The organism is Rhizobium sp. CB2179, assembly GCF_057653455.1.
On the sequence record NZ_JBYGKR010000002.1, the window covers coordinates 694,812 to 718,988 of the forward strand.

General features: G+C 62.2%; 22 protein-coding genes. 4 read left to right on the forward strand and 18 right to left on the reverse strand.

Annotation, left to right across the window (positions count from 1 at the left end; translation table 11 throughout):
• Positions 1 to 15 precede the first annotated feature (15 nt).
• The 6 genes from AC244Q_RS27400 to ltnD form a co-directional block, all read right to left on the reverse strand.
• On the reverse strand, positions 16 to 729 hold the full coding sequence (locus AC244Q_RS27400; protein WP_128406121.1) for an HAD-IA family hydrolase: 714 nt from the start codon (positions 727 to 729) through the stop codon (positions 16 to 18).
• A 221-nt stretch (positions 730 to 950) separates the two neighbouring features.
• A complete protein-coding gene (locus tag AC244Q_RS27405; RefSeq protein WP_128406120.1) occupies positions 951 to 2,327 on the reverse strand; it encodes an aspartate aminotransferase family protein in 1,377 nt (458 codons plus the stop codon).
• A 13-nt stretch (positions 2,328 to 2,340) separates the two neighbouring features.
• Complete coding sequence (locus tag AC244Q_RS27410) at positions 2,341 to 3,177, reverse strand: GNAT family N-acetyltransferase (protein ID WP_128406119.1); 837 nt, start codon at positions 3,175 to 3,177, stop codon at positions 2,341 to 2,343.
• A 155-nt stretch (positions 3,178 to 3,332) separates the two neighbouring features.
• On the reverse strand, positions 3,333 to 4,613 hold the full coding sequence (gene otnK, locus AC244Q_RS27415; protein ID WP_128406118.1) for a 3-oxo-tetronate kinase: 1,281 nt from the start codon (positions 4,611 to 4,613) through the stop codon (positions 3,333 to 3,335).
• Between the two features lie 3 nt (positions 4,614 to 4,616).
• Entirely contained in the window at positions 4,617 to 5,393 is a 777-nt protein-coding gene (gene otnI, locus AC244Q_RS27420) for a 2-oxo-tetronate isomerase (protein WP_128406117.1), read from the reverse strand.
• Between the two features lie 14 nt (positions 5,394 to 5,407).
• Positions 5,408 to 6,352, reverse strand: coding sequence for an L-threonate dehydrogenase (gene ltnD / locus AC244Q_RS27425; protein ID WP_017996396.1), 945 nt, complete (start codon positions 6,350 to 6,352; stop codon positions 5,408 to 5,410).
• Positions 6,353 to 6,606: 254 nt separating this feature from the next.
• On the opposite strand from ltnD, the gene AC244Q_RS27430 reads away from it, so the two are divergent.
• The 4 genes from AC244Q_RS27430 (at position 6,607) to AC244Q_RS27445 (ending at position 10,424) form a co-directional block, all read left to right on the forward strand.
• Positions 6,607 to 7,605 (forward strand): LacI family DNA-binding transcriptional regulator, encoded by a 999-nt coding sequence (locus tag AC244Q_RS27430; protein WP_012755396.1) that lies wholly within the window; start codon positions 6,607 to 6,609, stop codon positions 7,603 to 7,605.
• Between the two features lie 16 nt (positions 7,606 to 7,621).
• On the forward strand, positions 7,622 to 8,296 hold the full coding sequence (gene otnC / locus AC244Q_RS27435; RefSeq protein ID WP_003562910.1) for a 3-oxo-tetronate 4-phosphate decarboxylase: 675 nt from the start codon (positions 7,622 to 7,624) through the stop codon (positions 8,294 to 8,296).
• A 171-nt stretch (positions 8,297 to 8,467) separates the two neighbouring features.
• A complete protein-coding gene (locus tag AC244Q_RS27440; RefSeq protein ID WP_003562909.1) occupies positions 8,468 to 9,136 on the forward strand; it encodes a haloacid dehalogenase type II in 669 nt (222 codons plus the stop codon).
• Between the two features lie 13 nt (positions 9,137 to 9,149).
• Positions 9,150 to 10,424: an NAD(P)/FAD-dependent oxidoreductase gene (locus tag AC244Q_RS27445; protein WP_003562907.1), complete on the forward strand. Its 1,275-nt coding sequence runs from the start codon at positions 9,150 to 9,152 to the stop codon at positions 10,422 to 10,424.
• 63 nt (positions 10,425 to 10,487) lie between these two features.
• On the opposite strand, the gene AC244Q_RS27450 is transcribed toward AC244Q_RS27445, so the two are convergent.
• From AC244Q_RS27450 to AC244Q_RS27505, 12 genes are all read right to left on the reverse strand, one after another.
• Positions 10,488 to 10,793, reverse strand: coding sequence for a DUF982 domain-containing protein (locus AC244Q_RS27450; RefSeq protein WP_003562905.1), 306 nt, complete (start codon positions 10,791 to 10,793; stop codon positions 10,488 to 10,490).
• A 77-nt stretch (positions 10,794 to 10,870) separates the two neighbouring features.
• Complete coding sequence (locus tag AC244Q_RS27455; RefSeq protein ID WP_003562903.1) at positions 10,871 to 11,119, reverse strand: hypothetical protein; 249 nt, start codon at positions 11,117 to 11,119, stop codon at positions 10,871 to 10,873.
• Positions 11,120 to 11,128: 9 nt separating this feature from the next.
• Positions 11,129 to 12,076: a ThiF family adenylyltransferase gene (locus AC244Q_RS27460; protein WP_017996394.1), complete on the reverse strand. Its 948-nt coding sequence runs from the start codon at positions 12,074 to 12,076 to the stop codon at positions 11,129 to 11,131.
• A complete protein-coding gene (locus AC244Q_RS27465; protein WP_128406115.1) occupies positions 12,073 to 13,656 on the reverse strand; it encodes an aKG-HExxH-type peptide beta-hydroxylase in 1,584 nt (527 codons plus the stop codon). The genes AC244Q_RS27460 and AC244Q_RS27465 overlap by 4 nt, the downstream gene beginning before the upstream one ends.
• A gap of 104 nt (positions 13,657 to 13,760) precedes the next feature.
• A complete protein-coding gene (locus AC244Q_RS27470; protein ID WP_017996392.1) occupies positions 13,761 to 15,455 on the reverse strand; it encodes a S8 family serine peptidase in 1,695 nt (564 codons plus the stop codon).
• Positions 15,456 to 15,488: 33 nt separating this feature from the next.
• Entirely contained in the window at positions 15,489 to 16,517 is a 1,029-nt protein-coding gene (locus AC244Q_RS27475) for a phosphatase PAP2 family protein (protein ID WP_012755400.1), read from the reverse strand.
• A 41-nt stretch (positions 16,518 to 16,558) separates the two neighbouring features.
• The gene (locus tag AC244Q_RS27480) at positions 16,559 to 18,517 is read right to left on the reverse strand and encodes an SARP family transcriptional regulator (protein ID WP_128406114.1); all 1,959 of its coding nucleotides are present in this window, start codon (positions 18,515 to 18,517) and stop codon (positions 16,559 to 16,561) included.
• Between the two features lie 227 nt (positions 18,518 to 18,744).
• Positions 18,745 to 20,202, reverse strand: coding sequence for an NAD-dependent succinate-semialdehyde dehydrogenase (locus AC244Q_RS27485; protein ID WP_128406113.1), 1,458 nt, complete (start codon positions 20,200 to 20,202; stop codon positions 18,745 to 18,747).
• A 15-nt stretch (positions 20,203 to 20,217) separates the two neighbouring features.
• On the reverse strand, positions 20,218 to 21,261 hold the full coding sequence (locus AC244Q_RS27490; RefSeq protein ID WP_128406112.1) for a tartrate dehydrogenase: 1,044 nt from the start codon (positions 21,259 to 21,261) through the stop codon (positions 20,218 to 20,220).
• Positions 21,262 to 21,270: 9 nt separating this feature from the next.
• Entirely contained in the window at positions 21,271 to 22,734 is a 1,464-nt protein-coding gene (locus tag AC244Q_RS27495) for an aldehyde dehydrogenase family protein (protein ID WP_128406111.1), read from the reverse strand.
• Positions 22,735 to 22,863: 129 nt separating this feature from the next.
• Positions 22,864 to 23,217: a cupin domain-containing protein gene (locus AC244Q_RS27500; protein ID WP_003562889.1), complete on the reverse strand. Its 354-nt coding sequence runs from the start codon at positions 23,215 to 23,217 to the stop codon at positions 22,864 to 22,866.
• Between the two features lie 25 nt (positions 23,218 to 23,242).
• Positions 23,243 to 24,166: a 2-hydroxyacid dehydrogenase gene (locus tag AC244Q_RS27505; protein WP_128406110.1), complete on the reverse strand. Its 924-nt coding sequence runs from the start codon at positions 24,164 to 24,166 to the stop codon at positions 23,243 to 23,245.
• Positions 24,167 to 24,177: the final 11 nt, after the last annotated feature.

Consider the following 24,177-nt stretch of genomic DNA (forward strand, 5'->3'; position numbering starts at 1 on the left):
GATCTGCTTTCAAAGTCAGGCGCGGGCGGCAGCCACGGCATCGGCAAGGCCGGCCATGGAGGTGAAATGGTAATCGGGTTTGGTGAACTCGGCCGGTTCGATCGTGCCGCCGTAACCCTTCTCAGCATGTCGCCGCTCGATCCAGCAATTGGTCAGCCCGAGTTTCCTGGAAATCCCGATGTCGTGGTACTGGCTCTGGGCGACATGCAGGATGTCGTCCTTCGAATGTCCTTCCGAGGCGACGTAGTCGAATACCTTCTCGAAGAATGCGGGATCGGGTTTCTCGGTCCCGGTATCATCCGCGGTGAAGCCGGCATAAAAGGGATTGCCGAGTTCCTTCTCGAAGAAATCGAATGCCCAGCGGCGGGCGTTGGTCATCGCAACGAGGCGGTAATCCCTAGCAAGACTGGCCAGCGCTGCGGCGCTGTCTGCAAAACCCTTCCAGCCCTTGGCCGAATCCCGCAGCCGTTCGCCATATTTTTGAACGGCGGGCAGGCCGAGCTTCGGGGCGATCGCGAGGTAGACGCGCACGAGGTCGTCGGGGAAAAGGTCGGCATCCTTGGAGTAGCGGGCTGCGCGGTAGAGGCCAAGCGCCTGCTCGCCGTCGATTTCAGTCCCCGCCTCGGCCGCGATCTCGGCGAGGCAGGCCTTGAGGCCGCCTTCGAAGTCGATGAGCGTACCGACGACATCGAAGGTCATGTATTTGAATTCCGGAAGGCTCTTGCTCACGTGAATTCCCCAGTGTTCGGCCCCGATGGGAGCGCGGTTCTCGAAGAAGAAAATTCTGTTCCGCTGGCGGGGTCATTGTCCCGCTCTTGTATCGAAGGCCAGCATTTGCCGGGATCCAGGCCTTTCGTTGACTTCAGTGTGTCACCTGCACCGCACCGGATTCGCCGAATAGGCGGCATGAGGCGGCACAAAATACCGAATCTGACCGTTTCGCGATATTCTCAGGCCTGCAGCGCCCGACGCACATCCGGGTCCTCCAGCGTCTCATCCAACGTGATGCGGGTGCGCTCGACGATCGCGTCGATCTCCGTTTCGGTGCAGCAGAGCGGCGGAGCATAGCCAAGCACACCATTGCCGAAGGCGCGGATGACGAGGCCGTTCTCCCAGGCGCGATCGAAGATGCGGCGGGAGGGTTCGGCGGATGCCGGCAACGGCGTCTTGTTCACCTTGTCGACCACGAGTTCGACGGCGGCCAGCATGCCGCGGCCGCGGACATCGCCGACGAGCGGATGATCCCTCAGCGATTCCAGGCCCCGCATCAGCCGTGCGCCGGCCCTGACGCCGTTTTCGAGAAGGCCGTTTTCATAAAGCTTCAGGACTTCGAGGCCGACCGCGGCGCTAACGGGATGGGCCGAATAGGTATAGCCATGGCCGACGGCGGCGGCACCCGCGCCCTCGGCAATCGTTTCATAGACGTGATCGGCCATCAAGACGGCGCCCATGGGGACGTAGCCGGAGGTGAGGCCCTTGGCGGTCGTCATGAAATCGGGCACGATCTCATCCTCGCTGCAGGCAAAAAGCGGGCCGGTGCGGCCAAAGCCGGTGATCACCTCGTCCGCCACGAAAAGGATGTCGTGCGCGCGGCAGAATTCGCGCATGGCTTTTATCCAGCCTTTCGGCGGCACCAGAACGCCGCCCGAGCCCTGGATGGGCTCGACATAGAAGGCGGCGACGCGTTCCGGCCCGATCGCCTCGACCTTGCTTTTCAGCGCCGCAAGCGAGGCGTCGATGATTGCCTGCGGATTGTCGCCAGCCGGGTTGCGATAGGCGTAGTGAGACGGAATTTTATGCTGCCAATCGAAGGGTAGACCGAAACCGGCATGGAAGGCAGGCAGCGCGGTCAAACCCGCGCCGACCGTCGAGGAGCCGTGATAGCCCTGTTCGACGGAGATGAACTGATCGCGCTGAGGTTGCCCACGGGCATGCCAGTAGTAGCGGATGAAGCGGATCGTGCTGTCCACCGCATCGGAGCCGCCGAGCGTGAAATAGACATGGTTGAGATCGCCCGGCGCACGGTCGGCGAGCTCGCCTGCCAGCCGGATCGCAGGCTCGGAGCCGAGGCCGAAATAGGCCGTCGCATAGGGAAGCTCGCGCATCTGCCGGGCTGCCGCCTCGACGATGCTCTCGTGGCCGTAACCGGCATTGACGCACCAGAGGCCGGCGAAGCCGTCGATCAACTGCTTGCCGGAGGCGTCGGTGACCGTCGCGCCCTTGGCCGAGGCCAGCACGCGCACGCCAAGCTTTTCGTGGCCGCGGTAGGAGGCAACCGGATGAATGAGGTGGGCGCGATCGAGTTCGATGAGGGAGTTGCTGTACATGGAGATCTCCGGATCAGCCGAGTGCCTGGCTGGCGAGGGCAAAGGTGGTGATGGCCGGGTCGGCGGCGTGGTGGACGAACGGCTTTTTCATCGTGATCCCACCGCCGACATGGGCGAGCCCCTGTTCGGCGAGCCATGGCGAAAGCCCGGTCTCGGCCGTGGTGTCGACCCTGAGGAACCGTCCGGGCCGCCTGGCGATGAAATGTTCGATGAGTTTCCTGGCCTCGTCGAGGTCGGCGGCCACCACGGGTCCGATCACTTCGCCGCGGCCGAAGGGACGCAGGCACGCGAAGCCGGAGACGCGGCCATCGCGACGAATGACGGCGAATTCGCCGATCCTGGCGAAATAAGAGAGCAACCCTTCGCGGTCGGCGCCGAAGGCACGGCGATCGAGTGCCGCGATAGCCGGGAGGTCGGCGTCGGTGGCGGCTTGCGTTTGCGCCGGCGCGGCGATGTCGCCGGCAAGGCCCTGATGTTGCGCCACGGTTCCCGTCTCGTGGAAACCAAGCTTCTGGTAGAGCGGCAGACCTGCCGTCGTCGCCACCAGCCTCAGCGGCCGGTCTCCCGCGGCCAGCAATGCGGCGTCCATGAGTTTCCGGCCGAGACCCCCGCCGCGCATCGTCTCGTCGACGATGACCATATTGATCGTCGCACAATCTTCCTTGTAAGGCGTGACGAGTACGGTGCCGACGACCCTTCCACCCTCGACCGCAACCATCCCGTCGCTCAAGGCGAGCGCCAGCTGCCAGTCTTCCGTCCGATGCGGCCAGCCCGCCTGTCTTGAGAGCGCGACGGCGGCTTCCAGATGGTCGGGGCCGAACGGGACGATTTCGATCTGACTTGCTTGCATGGGGGCGTCCTTCATGTCGTGCCCGCCAGTCTGCCGGAGCGCCGGCGGGCAGATCGTCTGAAGGCCGTGGTTCAAGCAGTATCTTATGGCTTTGCTATCATCGGCCGCCGCATCTTATGCTAGAACCGACCGATATTCATCGGATCCCGGGTCTGTCAGTGCATCATCGCCAGCGCTGCCGTGAAGAAATCCTCGCCTCCGAAGTTTCCTGATTTCAACGCCAGAAGCATGTCGCCCTGGGCATTGCCGATCGTGCGCAGCACCGGCACGCCGGGCGCAATCTCCGGGCCGATCAGAAAAGCCGGAATGGCGAGCCGGTCGACGGCCGCGCCCGAGGTTTCGCCGCCGGCGACCACAAGGCGCCGCACGCCTCTCTCCACCAGTTCGGCTGTGATGATCGATGTCGCGGTCTCGATCGCGTGGCCGGATGCCTCTCGTCCATGGAGCGATTGCAGCCGAGACACGGTTGCAGGCGCAGCACTCGCGGCGATGACGACGGGGCCGGCGGAGATGCGGTCTCCGGCCCAGGAAATCGCCGCGGCGATTTCATCCGGACCGGCAAGCAGCCGCTCCGGGTCGAGCCGCAGGACGGGCATCGACCGTTCGGCGATGTCGAGCTGGCGGAGCGTCGCCTTGGAGCAACTGCCGGCAACGATCGCGGAAAGCCCGCCCACCGGGCGAATGGCGTCCGTCGTCGTTGCACCGCCGGAGGAAATCCGACCGGAGCGGACGAGCGCGCGGGCAAGGCCGAGGCCGAGGCCGGACGCACCGGTGGACACCGGCATTTCCAACGCAATCTCGCCGAGCGTTTCCAGATCGCGTTCGAAAATCGCATCGGCGATAACAGCGGTGACGCCTGCCATGCGCAGGTCATCGAGCCTCGCCTTGACGGCGCCGGGTCCGGCCGCGATGGTCGTGAGATCGACCAGTCCGACAGCGTTGCGCGATTGTCGGGTGAGAACCCGCACGAGATTGGCGTCATGCATCGGATTGAGGGGGTGGTCCTTGAGCGGGCTTTCGTTCAGCGGCTGTCCGCCGACGAAGAGATGGCCAAGATAGACGGTGCGTCCCGTTTCCGGAAAGGCGGGTGTTACCAGCACGACGCCGCCGCCCGCCGCCTCCCTCAAGGCTTCGGTGACCGGACCGATATTGCCGGCATCGGTGGAATCGAAGGTCGAGCAGATCTTGTAGAGCACATGGCCGGCACCCCGCTGGCGCAGCCATCGCTCGGCGCTCGCCGCCGCCGTCACGGCGTCCGAGGCAGGGACGGAGCGGATCTTCAGGGAAACGACCACGGCGTCGACATCCGGTAGTGCCAGCGACGGATCAGGAATGCCGACGGTCTGCACCGTGCGCAGACCGTTCTTGGTCAGCGTGTTGGCGAGGTCGGAGGCGCCCGTATAGTCGTCAGCGATTGATCCAAGGAAAATAGCCATCGTCTAGCTCCGTGCAAAAGGTTTGAACCAGCCAAGGCCGTCCAATGTGTGGCCGCGCGGGACGTATTCACAGCCGACGAAACCGTCATAACCGAGGCGGTCGATTTCGCCGAACAGATAGGGATAGTTCAGTTCCTCCCCATCAGGCTCATTGCGTGACGGCACACTGGCGATCTGGATATGGCCGGTGATCGGCAGCAGGCGTCGCAATGCCATGGTGACGTCGCCATGGATGATCTGACGGTGATAGATGTCGAACTGCAGTTTCAGGTTCGGCAGACCGCATTCGGCAATCAGCCGTTCGGCGGCGGCGAAGTCGTTGAGGAAATATCCCGGCATGTTTCGCGCGTTGATCGGCTCGAGCAGCAGGTCGATGCCCTTTTCCGCAAGCCGCTCTGCAGCATAGGTGACGGAGCGCCGATAACAGGAGGAGGCGCCTTCGTCATGATGGTCGGCGATGCCTGCCATCAGGTGCAACCGTCTGACCCCGGTCGCCTCCGCATAGTCCAATGCCCGCTCGACATCGGCTTTCAGCGCATCGAAGCGTCCGGGAAGGGCCGCGATGCCCCGCTCGCCGGATGCCCAGTCGCCTGGCGGCAGATTGAAGAGGGCCTGCTGCAGATTGTTGCGGTCAAGCCGTTCGGCGATCGCCTCGGGCGCGGCTTCATAGGGAAAGAGGTATTCGACGGCGGCAAAGCCTGCATCGGCTGCGGCGTCGAAGCGGTCGAGGAACGCCCATTCGTTGAACATCATCGTCAGGTTGGCGGCGAAAACCGGCATGTCGAGCGTTCCTTTTACAGGCTCTGCAGCCCTTTGGTGGAACCGGGCAATTCAGCGCCCGAAAGCTTGGCGTAGAGCCGCGCGAGCGAGGAATCGTCGTCACGGCCCATGCCCGCCCCGGAGGCGGCAAGATACATCTGCAAGGCTGCTGCCGCGAGCGGTACCGGGTAACGCTCGGAGCGGGCCATGTCTTGGACGATACCGAGATCCTTGACGAAAATCTCGATGCTGCTGAGCGGAGTATAGTCTCCGGCCAGCACATGCGGCACGCGGTTTTCGAACATCCAGGAATTGCCGGCCGACGCGGTGATCACCTCATAGACCTTGTCGAGGTCGAGGCCCTGCTTGGCGGCAAAGGTTATCGCCTCGCAGGCGGCCGCGATGTGGACGCCGGCGAGAAGCTGGTTGATCATCTTGAAGGCAGCACCTTTTCCGGCCTCGTCGCCAAGCTCGTAGACCTTGGCGGCCATGGCATCGAGACCCGGACGCGCGGTGTCGAAGGCCTGTCTGGAGCCGGAGGCCATGATCGTCAGTTCGCCCCGCGCCGCCTTGGCCGCGCCGCCTGAAATCGGCGCGTCGAGGTAATGCAGGCCGAGAGCCTCCACCCGCCCGGCCAGATCGCGCGCGACGGCGGGATCCATGGTGGCCGACGAGATGAAGACGGCGCCGGGCTTCATTGTGCTCGCGACGCCTTGAGGCCCGAACATCACGGCCTCGGTCTGCGCGCCGTTGACGACCACGGAGACGACAATGTCGGCGTCCTTTGCCGCAGCGGCAGGGGTCGCCGCCCCACGTCCGCCGTCGGCGATGAAGCGGTCTACTGCCGCCGGCATGATGTCATATCCAACGACGTCGAGACCTGCGCGCTTCATCGACCGGGCCATTCCAAGCCCCATGGAGCCAAGACCGATGACGGCTGCGAGAACGGCCGAGCCCGAGTTTTCAGCAAGCGGTGGCATGAGCAGGTTCTCCAGTCTTGTGAGAAAAGGTCTGCGCCTCCGGGTGTCAGGTCTGGGAGGGCAGAAGGTACGTCAGTCGCACGTTGGCAGCGCTGCCAATTTCATTAGAGCATTTTGGCAGCGTTGCCAACTCCAAATGGTAGCGCTGCCAAAAAAGTCTTGCTTCTTGTCGGGAGCGATGAAACAGGTGATGGGGAAGTGGCCATCGGCGGACAGGCCGGGCAACCAGGCCGCAAGCTGGGTCAGACGTAGTGATGGAATTCAAACATCAGCCGACGGTAACGCTTGCCGAAGTCGCGGAAACCGCCGGTGTCGGCGAGAGCACGGTGTCGCGCGTGCTGCGCAACCATGGTTCGTTTTCCGACAAGACGCGCGAGCGGGTGATGGCCGCCGTCGAGCAACTGGGCTATGTGCCGAACCGGATCGCGGGAACGCTTGCCTCCACCGGTTCGCGTCTTGTCGCCTTCGTCATTCCCTCTTTGTCCAACATCGTCTTTCCCGATGTGCTGCGCGGTGCCAGTGCCGTTCTGGAGGAAAACCGGTATCAGGCGGTTTTCTCGGTGACCGACTATGATCCGGGCAAGGAAGAAGCGCTCGCCGCTGCGATGCTTGCCTGGCGGCCGGCGGCGGTCATGCTGGCGGGGTGCGAGCATAGCGAGGGCACGGTGAAGATGCTGCGCGCCAGCGGGTGCCGGGTCGTCGAACTGCTGGATCTGGACGGTGATGCTCTCGATATCGCCGTCGGCTTCTCGAACCGCGCGGCCGGGCGGGAGAGCGCTGCCTTCCTGCTCAAGCGGGGGTATCGCCGGATCGGCTATGTCGGTCACGACCTGAACCGCGATACCCGTGCCGGCAAGCGTTTTTCCAGCTTTTGTGAAACGCTCGGCGCGCATGACGCCCCGCTCGTCGCCCGTGAAATTCTCGCCGGCGCTTCATCCGTGGAAAACGGCAGGCTGGGGCTGGAGCGGCTGCTTGCCCGGACGAGGGATCTCGATGCGGTTTATTTCTCCAACGACGACATGGCGCTGGGCGGCTATTTTCATTGTCTGGCCGAGGGGATAGCGATCCCCTCGAAGCTCGCCATTTTCGGCTATAACGGCCTCGATATCGGCCGGGCAACACCGCAACCCTTATCGACCATCCGAACGCCGCGTGTCGCGACCGGACAGATGGCCGCGCAGTTGGTCGTCACGAATGCGCCGCCGCAGGCCGTCGATCTCGGCTTTGAACTGATCGAAGGGGCAACCGCGTAATATTGGAGGAACTGTCATGTCCGACGCGCGCCTGCGTGAGGAAATCTGCCGATACGGCCGCTCGCTGTTCGAGCGCGGGCTGACGCCTGGTTCATCGGGCAACATATCGTTGCGGCTGGAGGATGGCGGCTGGCTGGTCACGCCGACCAACGCCTCGCTCGGCTTTCTCGACCCGGCACGGATCTCCAGGCTCGATGCCGAAGGCAGGCTCCTGTCCGGCGACAAGCCGACCAAGGAGATCCCGCTACACACTGCCCTCTATGATACGCGCGGCAGTGCCCGCGCCATCGTCCATCTTCACTCCACCCACGCGGTGGCACTGACCATGCTGCCGGAGATCGATCCGCGCGCCGCCCTGCCGCCGATGACGCCGTATTATCTGATGCGCGCCGGCGAAACCGCGCTGGTGCCCTATTATCGTCCCGGCGATCCGGCGGTGGCCGACGCGATCCGCGGACTGGCGGGCAAGTATTCGTCAGTGCTTCTGGCCAATCACGGACCTGTTGTTGCCGGCGACAGCCTGGAAGCGGCGGTCTTTGCGACCGAGGAACTGGAGGAAACGGCGAAGCTCTATCTGCTGTTGCGCAACCTCAATCCCCGTTTCCTCAGCCCGGCGCAGGTGGCCGATCTCGTCAACACCTTCGGCCTCGACCTTCCGTCGCATCACGATGATGATCACGACGGCGATTGAAGGCGTCACTCCGCCGGCCGTTGACGGCGGGCAGGCGCACAACCTTCTGCCAAACCCTGCTTTCGATACGATAGATTCTGCTTCCGATGGCGGCAATTCAGGCGAGCTGTGGGTGAAGCGGTCCCTATGATTGTGACACGTCCCCAGTTCCGATCGCTCAAGGATACTCAAATGACGACGTTCCGTCCGAAATACATCACCTTCGACTGCTACGGCACGCTGACCAACTTTCAGATGGCGGAGGCGGCACGCGATCTCTACGGCGAAGAGCTCGACGAGCCACGCATGGCGGAGTTCATCAAGAATTTCGCTGCCTATCGCCTCGACGAGATCATGGGCGACTGGAAACCCTATGCCGAGGTGGTGCACAATTCGCTCGAGCGGACATGCAAGCGCAACGGCGTGACATTTCGCGACGAAGCCGCCCGGATGGTCTATGAGCGGGTTCCGACCTGGGGGCCACATTCAGACGTCCCGGCCGGTCTCGCCAAGGTCGCCAAGGAAATCCCCTTGGTCATCCTCTCCAACGCCATGAATTCGCAGATCATGTCGAACGTTGAAAAACTGGGCGCGCCCTTCCACGCGGTCTATACCGCCGAGCAGGCGCAGTCCTACAAGCCACGCTTCAAGGGCTTCGAATATATGCTCGATATGCTGGGCTGCGGGCCGGAAGACGTGCTGCATTGCTCGTCCTCCTTCCGCTATGACCTGATGTCGGCCCACGACCTCGGCATCAAGAACAAGGTTTGGGTCAATCGTGGCCACGAGCCGGCCAATCCCTATTACGGCTATGTCGAAATTCCCGATATCTCGGGCCTGCCTGGCGTCGTCGGGCTCTGACGGAGAGACGCGGATGTGGTTCGAATCCTACTGGCACGACACGGCACCAGCCTTTGCCGGCGGCGCTCAGGGCCCCGTCGAAGGACATTATGACGTCGCCATCATCGGCGCCGGCTTCACCGGGCTTGCCGCGGCGCGCCAGCTTGCAAAGGCCGGCGTCAAGGTCGTCGTGCTGGAGGCTGAACGGGTCGGCTGGGGGGCATCGGGGCGCAATGGCGGCCATCTCAACAACGGGCTCGCCCACAGTTTCCTGTCTGCCAAATCAGCACTCGGCGTGGAGCGGGCCGTCGCCCTCTACAAGGCGTTCGACGATTCCATCGACACGATCGAGGCGATTATCGCCGAAGAGGAGATCGATTGCAGTTTCCGCCGCGCCGGCAAGCTGAAGCTTGCCTCCAAGCCGCAGCATTTCGACGCCATTGCCCGCAATTTCGAGGCTGTTCACAGAGAAGTCGATCCCGACACGGCACTTCTGACGGCGAGTGACCTGAAAAGCGAGGTTGGGTCGCCCTTCCATGGCGCCATGCTCTCGAAGAAAAGCGCGATGATGCATATGGGCTGCTATGTCGTGGGGCTCGCCACGGCGGCCGCGCGTCACGGCGCGACCATCTTCGAAAAGGCGGCCGTGACCGCCCACCGGCAGGGCAACGGCCGCCACAGCCTGACGACGGCACGCGGTACCGTCACCGCAGACCACGTGCTGGTCGCGACAGGCGCCTATACGCCGTCGCTTTTTAATTATTTCCGCCGCCGGATTATTTCCGTCGGCAGCTTTCTGATCGCCACCCGTCCGCTGACCGACGCCGAAATCGCCGCTACGATGCCGGGCAACCGGACCTGCGTGACGTCGATGAACATCGGTAATTATTTCCGGCTATCGCCGGACAAACGGCTGATCTTCGGCGGCCGTGCGCGATTTTCCGCCACGTCGGATCAGCGCTCGGACGCAAGGAGCGGCGATATTCTGCGCGCCAGCCTTGCTGAAATCTTCCCGCAGCTTGCCGGCGTCGAAATCGACTATTGCTGGGGCGGGCTCGTCGACATGACGAAGGACCGCTATCCGCGCGCCGGCTATGTCGACGGTGTCTGGTATGCCATGGGCTATTCCGGCCACGGCGCCCAGCTCTCCACCCATCTCGGCATGATCATGGCCGACGCCATCCTCGGCAAGGCCGACCTTAATCCGATCAAGGGGCTCGACTGGCCCGCCGTCCCCGGCCATTTCGGCAAGCCGTGGTTCCTGCCGCTCGTCGGGCTCTATTACAAGACGCTCGATCGCTTCCAGTAACGGGCCGGATCAGTCCGATTGCCACTGTTCTAGGATTGCGATGAGCGCCCGCGCGGCGGTTAACTACCTGGCCTCGCTGACGGGATAAATCCTGAAAATCCCAAGGCGGTTATCAGTCGTGATCGCTGCAATACCCGCCTCATATGCGGCGCGGACGATTGCCTCATGCAATTTCTCAGGCTCGCTCTCTCCGGTAAGGACCTCCAAACAGATGCTCACCGCCGTGAGAAATTCCTCACCGTCGTCGGTGGGCCATTCCTTCAGCAACAGTTGGGCAGCCTCGCGAGCGGTATGGATCACCTTGCGATCTTTCCCTTCCGCAAAAACCAGAATTATCGTTGGGAAACTTTTGAACATATCGAATCTCATTGCCCCCTGAACTCCGCGGGACGGCCAGTGCCAATGCCGGGCCATGGTTTCGGACCGGGATTGGCCACACATGCTCGTCAACCATCTTCGGTGTCGTTTCGACAATCACGTCGCCTTTCTTCCCTTTGGTGGGAAGCAAGCTTGGCTTTTAGCTCGCGGGCTGCCGCCTCAAGAAGTCGCTTGAATTCTTCGGAGGTTACGCCATCCGCGCGCATCACCATGGCGATCAGTGGATCACCAAGAGCTTCGGTTATCGTCAGCTCATCGTTCTTTCCGGCAGTTGCCCCAACGGAGCAATGATATTCCGAGGAAAATAGCGCGATCATGGACATACCTTACATTCGGGTTCTTTGGAGAGAGCGCAGCTTGGCCTGGTCGCCTTTGAGGTCCAATATCCATTGGCGTCCCCGGGCGAGCGAGTGTCTCGAAAGGCATTTTTGGACAATCTGCGACACGGCAAGGCCGGCGACCAATGGGCTGTCGACGGTAGCCTGCGGCGCGCGTAAGCCGTCGTCGGCCGTGACTTGGGTAGCGCAATGGCAGACGGAACATGCGTCCTCATGCACCAAGGCCAAAGGCCCTGCCATGCAATAGTTTGCAGAGCGGCCCAGATGCAGATGAGGCGGCAGGCCGGCTTCCAATGCCAGGCAGGCTGACAGGAGATCTTGGGTTGGACGAGAATCGCCGCCGGCGAGGATGAGGAACGGGTTATTGGCGTAGTTTGCGATTAACCGCAGCGCCGAGGCGCCTTCCGCAAATTCCGGCAGCGCGAAGACAGTGGCCGAGAAACCCGCGGCCAGATGGGTCGCCAGCCTGTCCGTCTTCAGCCGGCCGAGATCAGCCTCGCATGCCCATGGGAGATGGTTCAAGTCGTTCTCATCGATACGATCCGCATCCACGAGAAGGAAACGACGCGCGCCGAGGGCCGCGAGCTGGATGGCGATCTGCGAGCCCAAGCCGCCGCATCCGATGATGACGAAGTCGATGTCGCCAAACAGTGCGATGTCGCGTTGCCGATGGCAAAGAGGCGCCAGGAAGGGGTCGTGATGATCGACTGCGGCGGGATCATATTCGTCCGTCGCCGGCATATCTGGAGCCTCCAACGAGACGACGAATGCAGGCCTGGTAACATGGGGGCTCTGTTCCTCGACAGAATCGGCACTATTGCCGGTGAACAGAGCCCCCCGGCCGCCCCGCCCCAGGCTGTGGGTGACAAGGTTCGGGAAGTCGACGGATACGCTGGCAGCCGCCGATAATCGTTTGGACCGATAATTGACCATCACATCGCCTCCATCTCGCGGGGCGCAACTCCGCGGATCGTCGCGGCGTAGTGACCGTAATCCTCGCCCATCGCATAATCGGGTGTCTTCACAATCACGTGGAATTTGCCGTCGTACCACAGGCTGACATTGTCGCCGCTGTCATCGATCTCTCGCCGGCCCATCCGAGGATCGATCGGCTCCTTGCCGCGCAGCAGCATCTGTCCGATATCCCAGGCTTGGCGATCGAGAACTCGCTGGCGCTCGGCAAGATGCGCCTGCCGGTGCGCAATGGGTTCTTCGGCAAGCAACTGGCTGACGAGGAACAAGATCCGACTACTCCAGGAAGGAATGGCGGCGATGTCTGGGAGGTCGAGGAGGACATCGCCGCCGAGACGTTCGATCCCTTTCCGAGCGATGTCGATAAGCGGGACTTGCCGCGCGGCATAGGCGATTATGAATGCCGCTTTCCGGGAGCGGCGCTTAGGATCCGCCTCGGTGGATAGGCATGCCATGCGCAAGGCGCACTCCCAGGGAATGGTGTAGGCCGTATGCAGGATGCTCTCGAGCGTCTGTAGGTCCTTCTTGTATGGGGAAACATATTGGAACTCGGCGGGCAGGGATGCCGCCGCCGAGGTCGTATAGAACCCGAGCAGGATATTCCCCGCCTCATGAAGCAGTTGGGCCGCTGTCGCGGCATGATCGCCGGCGCGTAATCTCTCGCTGGAAAGGACGATGAGCGCGCTGCCCGGCAATTCGTTCGAACTCGAAAAGGAGCACTGCGGTTCGCGCCGCACGCCAACGTAAAGCGTGTGCAGGCCGGCGATCAGACGCTGATGGCCATACTCGTCCAAGTCCGCGATCAATGCGAAGGCCTTCTCCAGATGGTCGGCGATTCGATCCAATTGCGCATCGTCGGAGATCGGAAAGCCGGGCCGGGGATAGTCCGGCATGCATCGGCGCAGGAGGGCTTGCATGATACGGCTACGCGCCGGACTTTCGATGTGCATGAGGCCGATGCCGCAAGAGAGCCGGCACGCTGTCTGGCGTTCGAGTTCAAGATCCGATGCGATCAGATCCGGCTGCAGATAGCGGCCGACAACCTGCACATCGGGGCGGGCTGCCTGCCATTCCAGACTGCGCGCGAGCGCATCCATCCAGGCCGCAAGTACGGATGAACGGTAAGGGTCGGCGCGGACCGGTCCGGCAACCGCTGGCGGAAGCTCCGGCAGGCGAGTGTATCGGCCATCTGCAAGGTCGGGGAAATAGCCTGACAGTGCCTCTACCCCAGCCGAACAACCGGCGAGCTTCGAAGCCGCCGCAAGCGTGCGGCCATATTGGAAGCGTCGCTTCAAAAGGTTGCGTGTTGCCACGCGCTGGAGGGAGACGGAACTTGCCATCAGGGGATTGCGCTTGAGCAGGAGGCGCGCCTCATCTGCCAACTGTTGTATGCGGGACGCGGACATCGGCAGCCTCCGAGAGTTTTTCTTCGGGCGGATCAAGGTTGCATCTCGGGCAAAAATGCCGGAGTTCGGGACGGCTTTGCCCGGCATCGGAACGTTGCGCGTCGTCGGTTGAGAGGCACTATTCCCCAAGGGCGTCATTGGCCCGCCAGTTTGGCGTTAAAAATCCGTAAAAATGACGTAAACAAAGAAAAAGCCTCCAAGATCGAGGAGGCTTAGAATTCTGGATAACGCAGCCGCAGCAGTCAGATCGCCAGAGCGGCCTCAACCGCCGCCCGCGCATTCGGCAGGCCCGACCCGAAGAAATAGACCGCGTCGAGAGCGTCCTCGCTTTCGGCGTTCATGCAATCTGCCGTCAGTTGTCTCGTTCCGGGTGCGACAATGGCGTCCAGGCGAGAGGCGGCTTTCAGAATTGACTTGACTTGAGGCCCCGAGAGGCGGTCACCGGGATTGTGGCGGCTTTTGTGGGCCCGCTGTATCAGAGCGCATAACCCGCCCACCTGCGCCGACGCGCCTGATGTGCCCCCGAAGGGGGTGTAGTATCCGCCCCCGATGCCCGGATTGGTACCGAACGGCACGATGGCCGACCACGGATCGGAGCCATGATTATAACCGAAAATCCCCGGCAGGTCCGTCGTCAGCAGCGAGAAGTGCGAATAGTAGTATTCCCGCGTTCGAAAAGCGCTGTAGTCGTGCTGCGCGGCAAATGGAGAAAGCCGGTCGAGGCGCAACTGATGCCTGTTGAAGACCTCCCCGTCGTCAGAGGGGGAGACAACCGTCAATCCTTCGCCGTAATTGCTGTAGCCCGAACGGAAACCTTCGACGGTAACGGCTCCAACTGCAATGATGCCGTTGTTGTCGGCGGCAAGACTAGCCGGATAGATCAGCTGGCTCTCGCCACTGTTTCCTGCGGCGCAGACGATCGGGATGTGCCGGCTGATGGCGAGGATGAGTTGTTTGAGGACATGCCATGGGCGATCGGGATTAGAGCCTTTCTGCGCTGCCTTCGGCTCCAGTTCAGGCCCACCCTGATCCGCAACGGCAATGCGCGTGAACAGATTGGCGGCATCCTGGTTTTTCCATAATTCCAGGTCGGCCTTCAGTTCGTTCTTCGGGTCAACGATACTGTGTTTCGGGTCAGGCAGACCGCGCGGCAAGACGATCACGTCTGCTTTCTGAAGATAGGCATAAAGGAAGGCAGCAATGAACTGCCTGACATCGTCTTCGAAGGAGGTTCTGATCGAGATGAGCCTTGAGAAAGGATCAACGCCGAAATAGGGGATGACGTTGCGATTGCCGCTCGTGCGCAGCTCGTCGCCATTCCCGTAGAAGGCTCCTTCCGGCGGAAGGCTTGGCGTGCCTTCTTCCGCAACAACGGCGGGTTCGCCGACGATCAGCCCAGCGCAACAAGTACCATGCGACGCAAACAGCGATTCCGGATTGTAGAGCCGCCGGAGAACACCCTCCGACGCGGCGTATTCGGCAACCAGATCACCGAGATAGTCCCGGTCGTCGTTCGAAAGGCCGATATTGCCGAGCGGAGCGATGTCGAGCCCGGCAAAGAAGGCATGCCTTTCCTCGCGGTCGAAGGATGTGGTCGTCTCGAGAATTTCGAGCACGCGTGCGCCGTAACGATGGGTCGTCAAATCGATTGACGCCTCCCGGTCAAGCCGGGTTGCCAGATTGGGATGATCCGGAGATACGCCGACATCGATCAGCGCGACCCGCGCGGGTCGCAGCGGGCCGGCGGAAGCGATGGCATCCCAGACCGTGCCGGTGATGAGGGGATCGGAGAGCGCGCGTGCGGAGCTCGCATCGGGCGCTGGAGGCGCCGGTGGAGCCGATCCGTATTCCGCGTCGACTACGCCAAGAGCAGTCAGGTGCCAGAGGTAATAGTAGTTGATCGGCGAGGGCTCAGGCATTTGTGTTTGATCCGTCATGGTTGTCACCCTGTTGAGCAGCAGCTGGAGAATTCAGACCCATTCGTCGTGTACGGCCGCGAACAAAGGACCGAACGCGTCGTGGAGGTAGGGAGCGAAGCGTCGGGCGAGATCTCGCCCCGCCTGCGTGTCGCTCGGATAGTGCAGGCCGGCCCATTCGCGATTTTCGGCGACGTTCTGGGCGATGCGGGCAAGCTCGTCGGTGGCCGGATGTTCCGGCAGGATTGTTGAGAACGCGAAGGCGATCGAAAAGCACTGGAACGAATGGTTGCTGGGATAGGACTCGTGGACGGGCACGGCCAGCAACGGCCGCAGCAGGGGCTCGAACTGGTTTGGCCGCTGCCGGTTGAACTGGCTCTTGTAGATCAGTCCGACATATTCGCAGGCCGTCAGGATCGCCTGAAAAAGGCCTTCCGTCTGCTCAAAACCGCCGAGATCCTCGATATACAATGCGCGGGTGAATTCCCCCACGGAGATGGTCGACTCGATTTGAATATCGGGCAGGCGCCGCATGCGTTCGCGGTCGCGGCGTTGCATAGAGAGCAGTACCGTCGTTTCGAGGCGGGTATAATCCGGGCCGGGTGGCGGAAGTATATCCAGCATTTCCCAGGTGAAGCGCCGCGCCGCGGTATAGGCGTTGCGTGACGGCTGCTGGTGCAGCCTGCGCAGCTCGAAGGAGGGGATAAGCTGCGACACGCCGAGGCTGCCGCCGTCCATCGTCGACTTGTTCTTGTTCTTGTTCTTATTTTTGTTCTTGTTTTTGTTCAGCGACGCCTTGTTGAGCACCGACTTGTTCGCCACGCTCTTGTTGAGAACCGAGGCTACGGCCATCGTCGCCATCATCGGCCCGGCCAGAAGCGCTGCATCTTCACCGGTGCCGGGGAGCAGCGCAGGTTCGGAGGCTGCATCCGGTGCAGCCGGCGACGCACCGGCGAGAGGATCAGCACCGGTATCGTCCCTGGGTTCGCATGGAAGGACCGTATCCGGCTCAATCCTGAATTTATAACTGTTTAGAAATAAAACTAATTTTGATTGCGATTCGTGGGCAGTGTCCGCTTCCATGGCAGCCTCCTTGCGCGATGATGTGAAGAATTGTCCGGGGTTCAGCGCAGCTTGGCGCCGGCCTTGAGCAGGCCGTCGATCAGGATCTGCCCGCCGCCTGTGTCAAGCAGCGGATAGCCGCTGCCGCGGAAGGCGTCGATGGAGAAACCGCCCTCGACTGCCTCAAGACGCTGCAGGTAATGCCGCGCGCCGCCGAGATCGTTGGAATGGGCATGACTGGAGGCAAGATAGCGCAGCAGGCTGTTGAAGTTCGGCCGTGCCCGCAGGGCTTCTTCGCCTGCAGATATGGCTGCGGCATGATCGCCTGCAAGCGCTGCCGCAATGCATTTGGTCGTATCGAAGTAATATTTATGCGGGCTGTAGACGCCGAGCTCTTGTACCCAACGCGCCATCGCCACCGCCTTGTCGGGCTGGCCTGCATAGCAGTGCAGCATCGCGTAGAGGTCCCAACCGAGCGGCAGGGCCGGATTCAGGCAGATCGATTTTTCGAACAGGTTGGCCGCATAGTCGTATTCGCCGAACAGGAACGAATGGACGTGGCCGACGAGCGCGAGCGACACGGAATTCTGCGGATCGAGTTCCAGCGCCTTGCGTGCATAGGCCTGGGCTTCCTCGATCAGATGGGCATCCAGCGCGTTGAAACGCTGGCCGACCTGGAAAGTCCGAATGAATGACAGCCAGGCAAAAGTCGATGATCGCGGCTGATACTGGATCTGTTCTTCCAGGCGCCGTTCCGCGTTGTCGAGGTCGTCGCGCGACAGCCGAAAGATCGCATTGACGGCGTCGATCAGGAGACCGTCTTGCGACAATCTGCTGTCGGTTGCCTGGATCTCCTCGAAATAGGCCAGTTGATCGACTGCCTGGCTGATCAGCGCAGCGGCGATGCCGAACTCGCCGCGCTCGAACTGCGTGCGGTTGATTGCCTGACTTCCCAGCCAATGAATGCGGTTGTTGATCAGGTGCTTCATCACCAGTTCGATCAGCACCATGTCACCATCAAACGTCAGGCGAAGCTGAAGGCATAGGGGAAGGCTGATTTGCTGTTCACTCTCTTCAATATGCGGCGAGGTGAACGAGAGGTCGGTGACGCCAAAGCCCAGCCCATCGATGATGGCTTTTGCAATGAGGTTTTGGAACCGTGTCGCAGCAATTTGCCCGCCCTCGCCGGCACCCACCACGATGGGGGACAGAAGAGCCATCATCCATCGCCAGTCACCGCCAACCCGCCGCCCAGAGGGACCCCTGCTGGCGATATCCACGGGTGGTTTGCCTGTTCTCGACGTATCCGGGGCGCCAGTTAACGGCAGCAGGGCGGAATGTTTGGCGATATCGCGGCTCGGCTGCTGTCGCGGCTCGAAGACGTCGTGGACTTGTCCTTCATCGAGACGGCGATACCAGTTTTGCCTTTCCAGCGCCAACCAGTCCTCGAATTCAGGATCGCGGATGTCGATACCTTCGAGCAATTCGTCGGTGACTTGATCCGCAGACCGCTCCGTCCGAACCACCAGGTCGGTATCGAGCGCCAGTCGGTCCATATCCAGCCAAACGGTATTCTTATCCGCAATCAAGAGATCACGTGCCGGCCCCAGACTCTTATGAATGTCCAAAAGCGCCTGGCGTAGACTGGCTGCCGCCTGGTCGTCGGAGCGATCGCTCCATAACTTGTCCCTAAGCCAGATTCTCGAGCGCGAGCCCCGGGTGGACAATGCAAGCATTGCCAAAAGAGCCTGTGCCTTTTTGGATTTCGGAGCAACCGACCGCCCCCCGGCGTCCACAAGGGCAAAGGGCCCGAGCAGGAACATCCGAAACGGATATTGCTCCTTGTTCATGCGATCCACCGGCCCCGCCCCCGCTGCCTCCGATACGCTCGTTTGGCGGCCGGAAAACCTGGCATCCAGGGGCCAGTCTGCCACAACTTCGGCTCCTGGCAAGCAACCGGGAAGGGAAACCGGGATTGCGAAATGTAAATCTATGCTATGGCGATGATCGAACTGAAGCATAACCGGTTGAAATCCCTCTGCGTAACTTCGCAAACCGGCCGTAGCATCCTGCCGTCAAAGCAGCGTCAAAGAAATGTTGTTTGGGCACCGTAATTTTGCGGGCATCCGCCAAAGGCTGCGGAGTACTTAGAACGATGTGTCGGTGTTGCTCCAGCGGGAGCATCGACCGTGGCTCCCGATCATCCAGCGCCGGGATGATGTCCCGGCGCTCTTTTGTTTTCCTGTAGTTAGGCGAGACCGCCGATGTGGAAGCTCTTCATTTCGAGATATTCCTCGATGCCGCACTGCGCGCCCTCGCGGCCAAGACCGGATTGTTTGACGCCGCCGAAGGGAGCCACCTCGGTCGAGATCGCCCCTGTGTTCAGGCCGACCATCCCGAATTCGAGGGCTTCGGCGACACGCCAGGAGCGTTTCAGGCTCCCGGTGTAGAAATAGGCCGCAAGCCCGAAGGGCGTGGCGTTGGCAATGCGGATCGCCTCTTCCTCGTGGTCGAAACGGAAAAGCGGGGCAACGGGTCCGAAGGTCTCTTCGCTGGCAAGCTGCATCTCGGTCGTCGCACCGCCGAGTACCATCGGCACCGCATATTGGTCGCCTTCAGGCACGGAATCTGCGGTGGCGAGGATGCTTGCTCCCTTTTCCACCGCATCGTCGACATGACGCTTGATCTTGTCGATCGCCGCCTTGTTGATCATCGGCCCGATATCCGTGCCTGCATCCGTGCCGGCCCCGACCTTCATGGCCGATACGCGCGCGGAAAGTTTGGCGGCAAAGGCCTCATAGACGCCGGACTGGACGAGAAGCCGGTTGGCGCAGACGCAGGTCTGCCCGCCATTGCGGAATTTCGAGGCAACTGCGCCTTCCACGGCCAGATCAAGATCGGCATCGTCGAAGACGATGAAGGGCGCGTTGCCGCCGAGTTCGAGGCTGAGCCGCTTGATGTTGTCGGCCGCGCCGCGCATCAGCAGCGAGCCGACTCGGGTTGAGCCGGTGAAAGAGATCTTGCGAACGGTCTGGTTCGCCATCAGTTCGTCGCCGATGCCGGCCGGCATGCCGGTGACGATATTGATCACGCCCTTGGGGATGCCGGCGCGCTCCGCCAATACGCCGAGCGCCAGCGCCGAATAAGGGGTGAGGTCCGATGGCTTGACGACGACGGTGCAGCCTGCTGCGAGCGCCGGCCCGACCTTGCGGGTGATCATCGCATTCGGAAAATTCCACGGCGTGATTATCGCCGATACGCCGACGGGCTCCTTCAGAACGACGATCCGTCGGTCCGTCGTTGGCGAGGGAATGGTCGTCCCGCCGATACGGCGCGCCTCCTCGGAAAACCATTTGATGAACGAGGCGCCGTAGCGGATTTCGCCACGCGCTTCCGTGAGGGGCTTGCCCTGCTCACGGGTGAGGATCAGCGCCAGATCCTCGATATTGTCGAGCATCAGATCATGCCAGGCTTCCAGCAATGCGCCGCGCTCGGCATTGGTCTTTGCGCGCCATGGACCGAAGGCCTTTTCCGCCGCCGCGATCGCCGCCCTCGTATCGGCTCCGTCCATGTCAGGCACCGTGCCCAGCACATGTTGCGTCGCCGGATCGATCACCTCGATCGTGCGCCCGGTTTCCGCCCCGCGCCATTCTCCGTCGATCAGCCCCAGCTCACGAAGCAGACTGCTATCCCTTAATCCGTTCATTCTGTTCTCCATTGATCAGCCGAGTGCCGAAAGCACCGATGCCGTGATCGTGTCGGTCTTGTCCTTGCCGGGAATTGCGCCGATGCCGCGTGCCGTCGTCGCTTCGATTGATGCCATCACCCTTGCGGCGGCAGCCGTTTCTCCCAAGTGCTCCAGCATCATCGCGCCCGACCAGATGGCGGCGATTGGATTGGCGATGCCGAGTTCGGCGATATCGGGTGCGGAGCCGTGGACGGGTTCGAACATCGACGGCGCCGAGCGATCGGGATTGATGTTGGCGGAGGCGGCAAAGCCAAGCCCGCCCTGGATGGCGGCGCCGAGGTCGGTCAGGATATCGCCGAACAGGTTGGAGGCGACCACGACGTCGAGACTATCAGGCGCCATGACCATACGCGCAGCCATGGCGTCGATATGGTAGCTGGTCACCTCGATATCGGGATATTCCGCTGAAAGCTTCTGGGTGATTTCGTCCCAGAAGACCATCGAATATTTCTGTGCGTTGGACTTCGTCACCGAGGCAAGCTTGCCGCGTCGCGTCCGCGCCTGCTCGAAGCCGAAACGCAGGATGCGCTCGACCCCCGTGCGGGTGAAGATCGAGGTCTCGACCGCCACTTCATTGTCGGTGCCCTGGTGGACGCGGCCACCGGCGCCGGAATATTCGCCTTCGGTATTTTCACGAATGCAGAGGATGTCGAAACCATCGGATCGCAACGGCCCCTGCACACCCGGCAGCAGCCGGTGCGGGCGGATATTGGCATATTGCACGAAAGCCTTGCGGATCGGCAGCAGAAGCCCATGCAGCGACACCGAATCCGGCACTTTACGAGGCCAGCCGACGGCGCCGAGCAGGATGGCATCGAAGGACCGGAGCGTCTCGATGCCATCGGCGGGCATCATGCTGCCGTTCTCCAGATAGTAGTCGCAGGACCAGGGATAGCTGGTTGCATCAAGAGAAAATCCGTTCAGGCGAGCTGTTTTTTCAAGCACGGCCCAGGCTGCTGCCGTCACGTCGCGGCCGATGCCGTCTCCGGGCAGAAGGGCGATCTTGTAGGTTTTCATCGCAGGTCCTCACAGGCTGATGAGCACACTCTTGCTCTTGCGGTTGGCGAGATAGGCATCGCGGCCGAGATCCTTGCCGATGCCGGACTGCTTATAGCCGCCGGTCGGCAGGATATGGTCGCGTGAACGGCCGTAGCGATTGACCCAGATGGTGCCGGCCTGAAGGCGGCGGGTCACGCGGATGGCACGCGAGAGATCGCGGGTGAAGAGGCCGGCGGCAAGCCCATAGGCCGGATGGTCGGCGAGCCTCAGCGCCTCCTCCTCGTCCTCGAAGGTCTGAATGGTCAGCACCGGTCCAAAAATTTCCTCAAGAACCGCCGGCGATGTTGCGGTCACGCCCGAAATCAGGGTCGGTGCGTAGAAATAACCTTCGCGGTCGAGCCGGCGGCCACCGGTGAGGCATTCGGCGCCGTCGTCGATAGCGGCACGGATGATGCCGTCCATGCGGGCGATCTGTCGTTCGGAGATGACCGGCGAATAATCGGTCGCCTCGTCCCAGGTGGGGCCGGGGCGGATGGCCGCCAGCCTCTCGATAAGTGCGGCTGCCAGCGCGTCCGCCACCTTCGCCTCGACGATGAGGCGGGATCCGCAAACGCAGGCCTGACCGGCGTTGGAGAGAATGCTGCCGGCGATTGCGCCCGCCGCAAGCTCGAGATCGGCATCGGCGAAAACCAGCTGCGGGCTCTTGCCGCCGAGTTCGAGCGTCATCGGCTTGACACCGGTGCGGGCGATATTGGTCATGATCGCCGAGCCGGCCGCGGTCGAACCGGTGAAACTGACCTTGGAGATGCCTGGATGTCCGGTGATCGCATTTCCGGTGGTCGGGCCGTCGCCGAGCACGATGTTGACGAGACCGGCCGGCAGGCCGGCCCGCACCGAAAGTTCGGCGAGATAGAGCGTCGAAAACGGCGTCATTTCCGATGGTTTCAGCACCACCGCATTGCCCGCCGCCAGCGCCGGGCCGAGCTTCCAGCCGGCCATGGACAAGGGAAAATTCCAGGGTGTGATGGCGCCGACGACGCCATAGGGTTCCGTCATGATCATGCCGAAATTTGCGTCGTCGGTCGGGACGAGGTCGCCGCCTTCCTTGTCGGCGAATTCGGCAAAGAAACGGATCTGTTCGGCGGTGACGGCGATATCGCCAGCAACAAGATGACCGATGGGCCGTGTCGAGGAGAGCGCCTCGAGCCTGGCGAGGGTCTCCGCCTCTGCTTCGATCAGGTCCGCCCAGCGCTGCATCGCCACGGTGCGCTCACGCGGCCGTACGCCACCCCAATTGCTCGTCTTCAATGCGGTTCTGGCGGTTTCGACAGCCTGGTCGACAAGGGCCTCGTCGGCCAGCGGGCAGCCGGCATAGGCCTTGCCGTCGGATGGACGATGCATATCGATGACGGCTTCGGCCGGAACCAGCCGGCCGCCGATGAAATGTCCGACGGGCAGGGAAATCGTGTTCGGATCGAAGCTGAGTGTCATCGCATGTCCTCGGGGTGGGCTGAGACAAGCCTAACTGGCGAAGGCGAGCAGCATGCGTCGACCGGGGATGCCGCAGCGGCGAAAAATTGCGTTTTCGTCGCTGCGGCAGTCAAATCTACGGCGTCGGCATCACGACACGGTGACGTAGATCTTGCGCACCGTCTCGATCGTCTTCCAGACGCCAACAAAGCCCGGCTTCATGACGAAGCTGTCGCCGGCCTTGTAGACCACCGGTTCACCGCCTTCCGGAGTGAGTTCGACCAGGCCGGAAAGGATATGGCAGAACTCGAAGGTCTCGCCCTTGATCGAGCGCGTCTCGCCGGGTGTCGCTTCCCAGACGCCGCTATGAACGGTCTCGCCGCGGGCAGCGTCCTGCGCCCAGGTCTTGAAGGCAGGACTGCCCGAGATCAACCGTTCGGGGAGGGGGCCGGATTCGCGCGGCGCGAAGGATGGGTCGGTGTCGATCGTCTTGAGGAGGAACATGATTTTGCTTTCCTAGGTTGAGAACTCAGTAGCCGCGGTTGCGATCGACCAGGCCGATCGGATCGAGGCCCGCTTGGTGCCGTTTGATGTTGCCGATGACGGCCACTGCCGCGGTTTCAGGCTGGGTGACGCTCGCAATGTGCGGCGTCAGCAGGATCTTCGGATGGTTCCAGAAGGCGTGATCCGCGGGAAGCGGTTCCGGATCGGTGACGTCGACGACGGCGCCGAAGAGATGCCCAGCATCGAGCGCGTCAATGAGCGCCTGATGGTCGAGCTGAGGGCCGCGGCCGACATGGACGAGTGCGGCGCCGGCCGGCAGTCCGGCGAAGAGTTCGGCATTCAGGAAGCCCCGCGTCTCAACCGTCAGCGGCAGCAGGCAGACGAGAATGTCGGTGGTTGCAAGCAGAATATCGAGACCGTCGCGGCCGCTCAGGCATCGGATGCCGTCGATCTCGCGGGGGCTGCGGCTCCATCCCGAAAGCGGAAAGCCGAAGGGCTGCAACCGTTCGAGCACGGCGCTCCCAAGCATGCCGAGGCCAAGCACGCCGATGCGGCGTTCCGAGGCCTGCCTGGAAGCGATCGTCTGCCAGGTCCGGCGCCGCTGCTGGTCGAGATAGGCCGGCAAGTCGCGATGGAGCGCAAGCACCGCCAGCGTCACATATTCCTGCATCATCCTGACGATGCCGTCTTCGACCATGCGCACCACCTTCACCGACGCCGGCACCGCATCGATATGGAACTGGTCGATGCCGGCGCCGATCGAAAACAGGATTTCGAGATTGCGATAGCGGGCGAGATCCTCCGGTACGTTCCAGGTGATGAGGAAGCGTACGGCGTCGGGTTTGACCGACTTGGGATCCATGGAGAAGGCAATGTCGGGCAGTTCGCGCGCGAAGGCTTCGGCGAATATCGCGCCGCGCTTCGCATCGGAATTGAAGAGGAAGGTCATGGCGTCGGCTC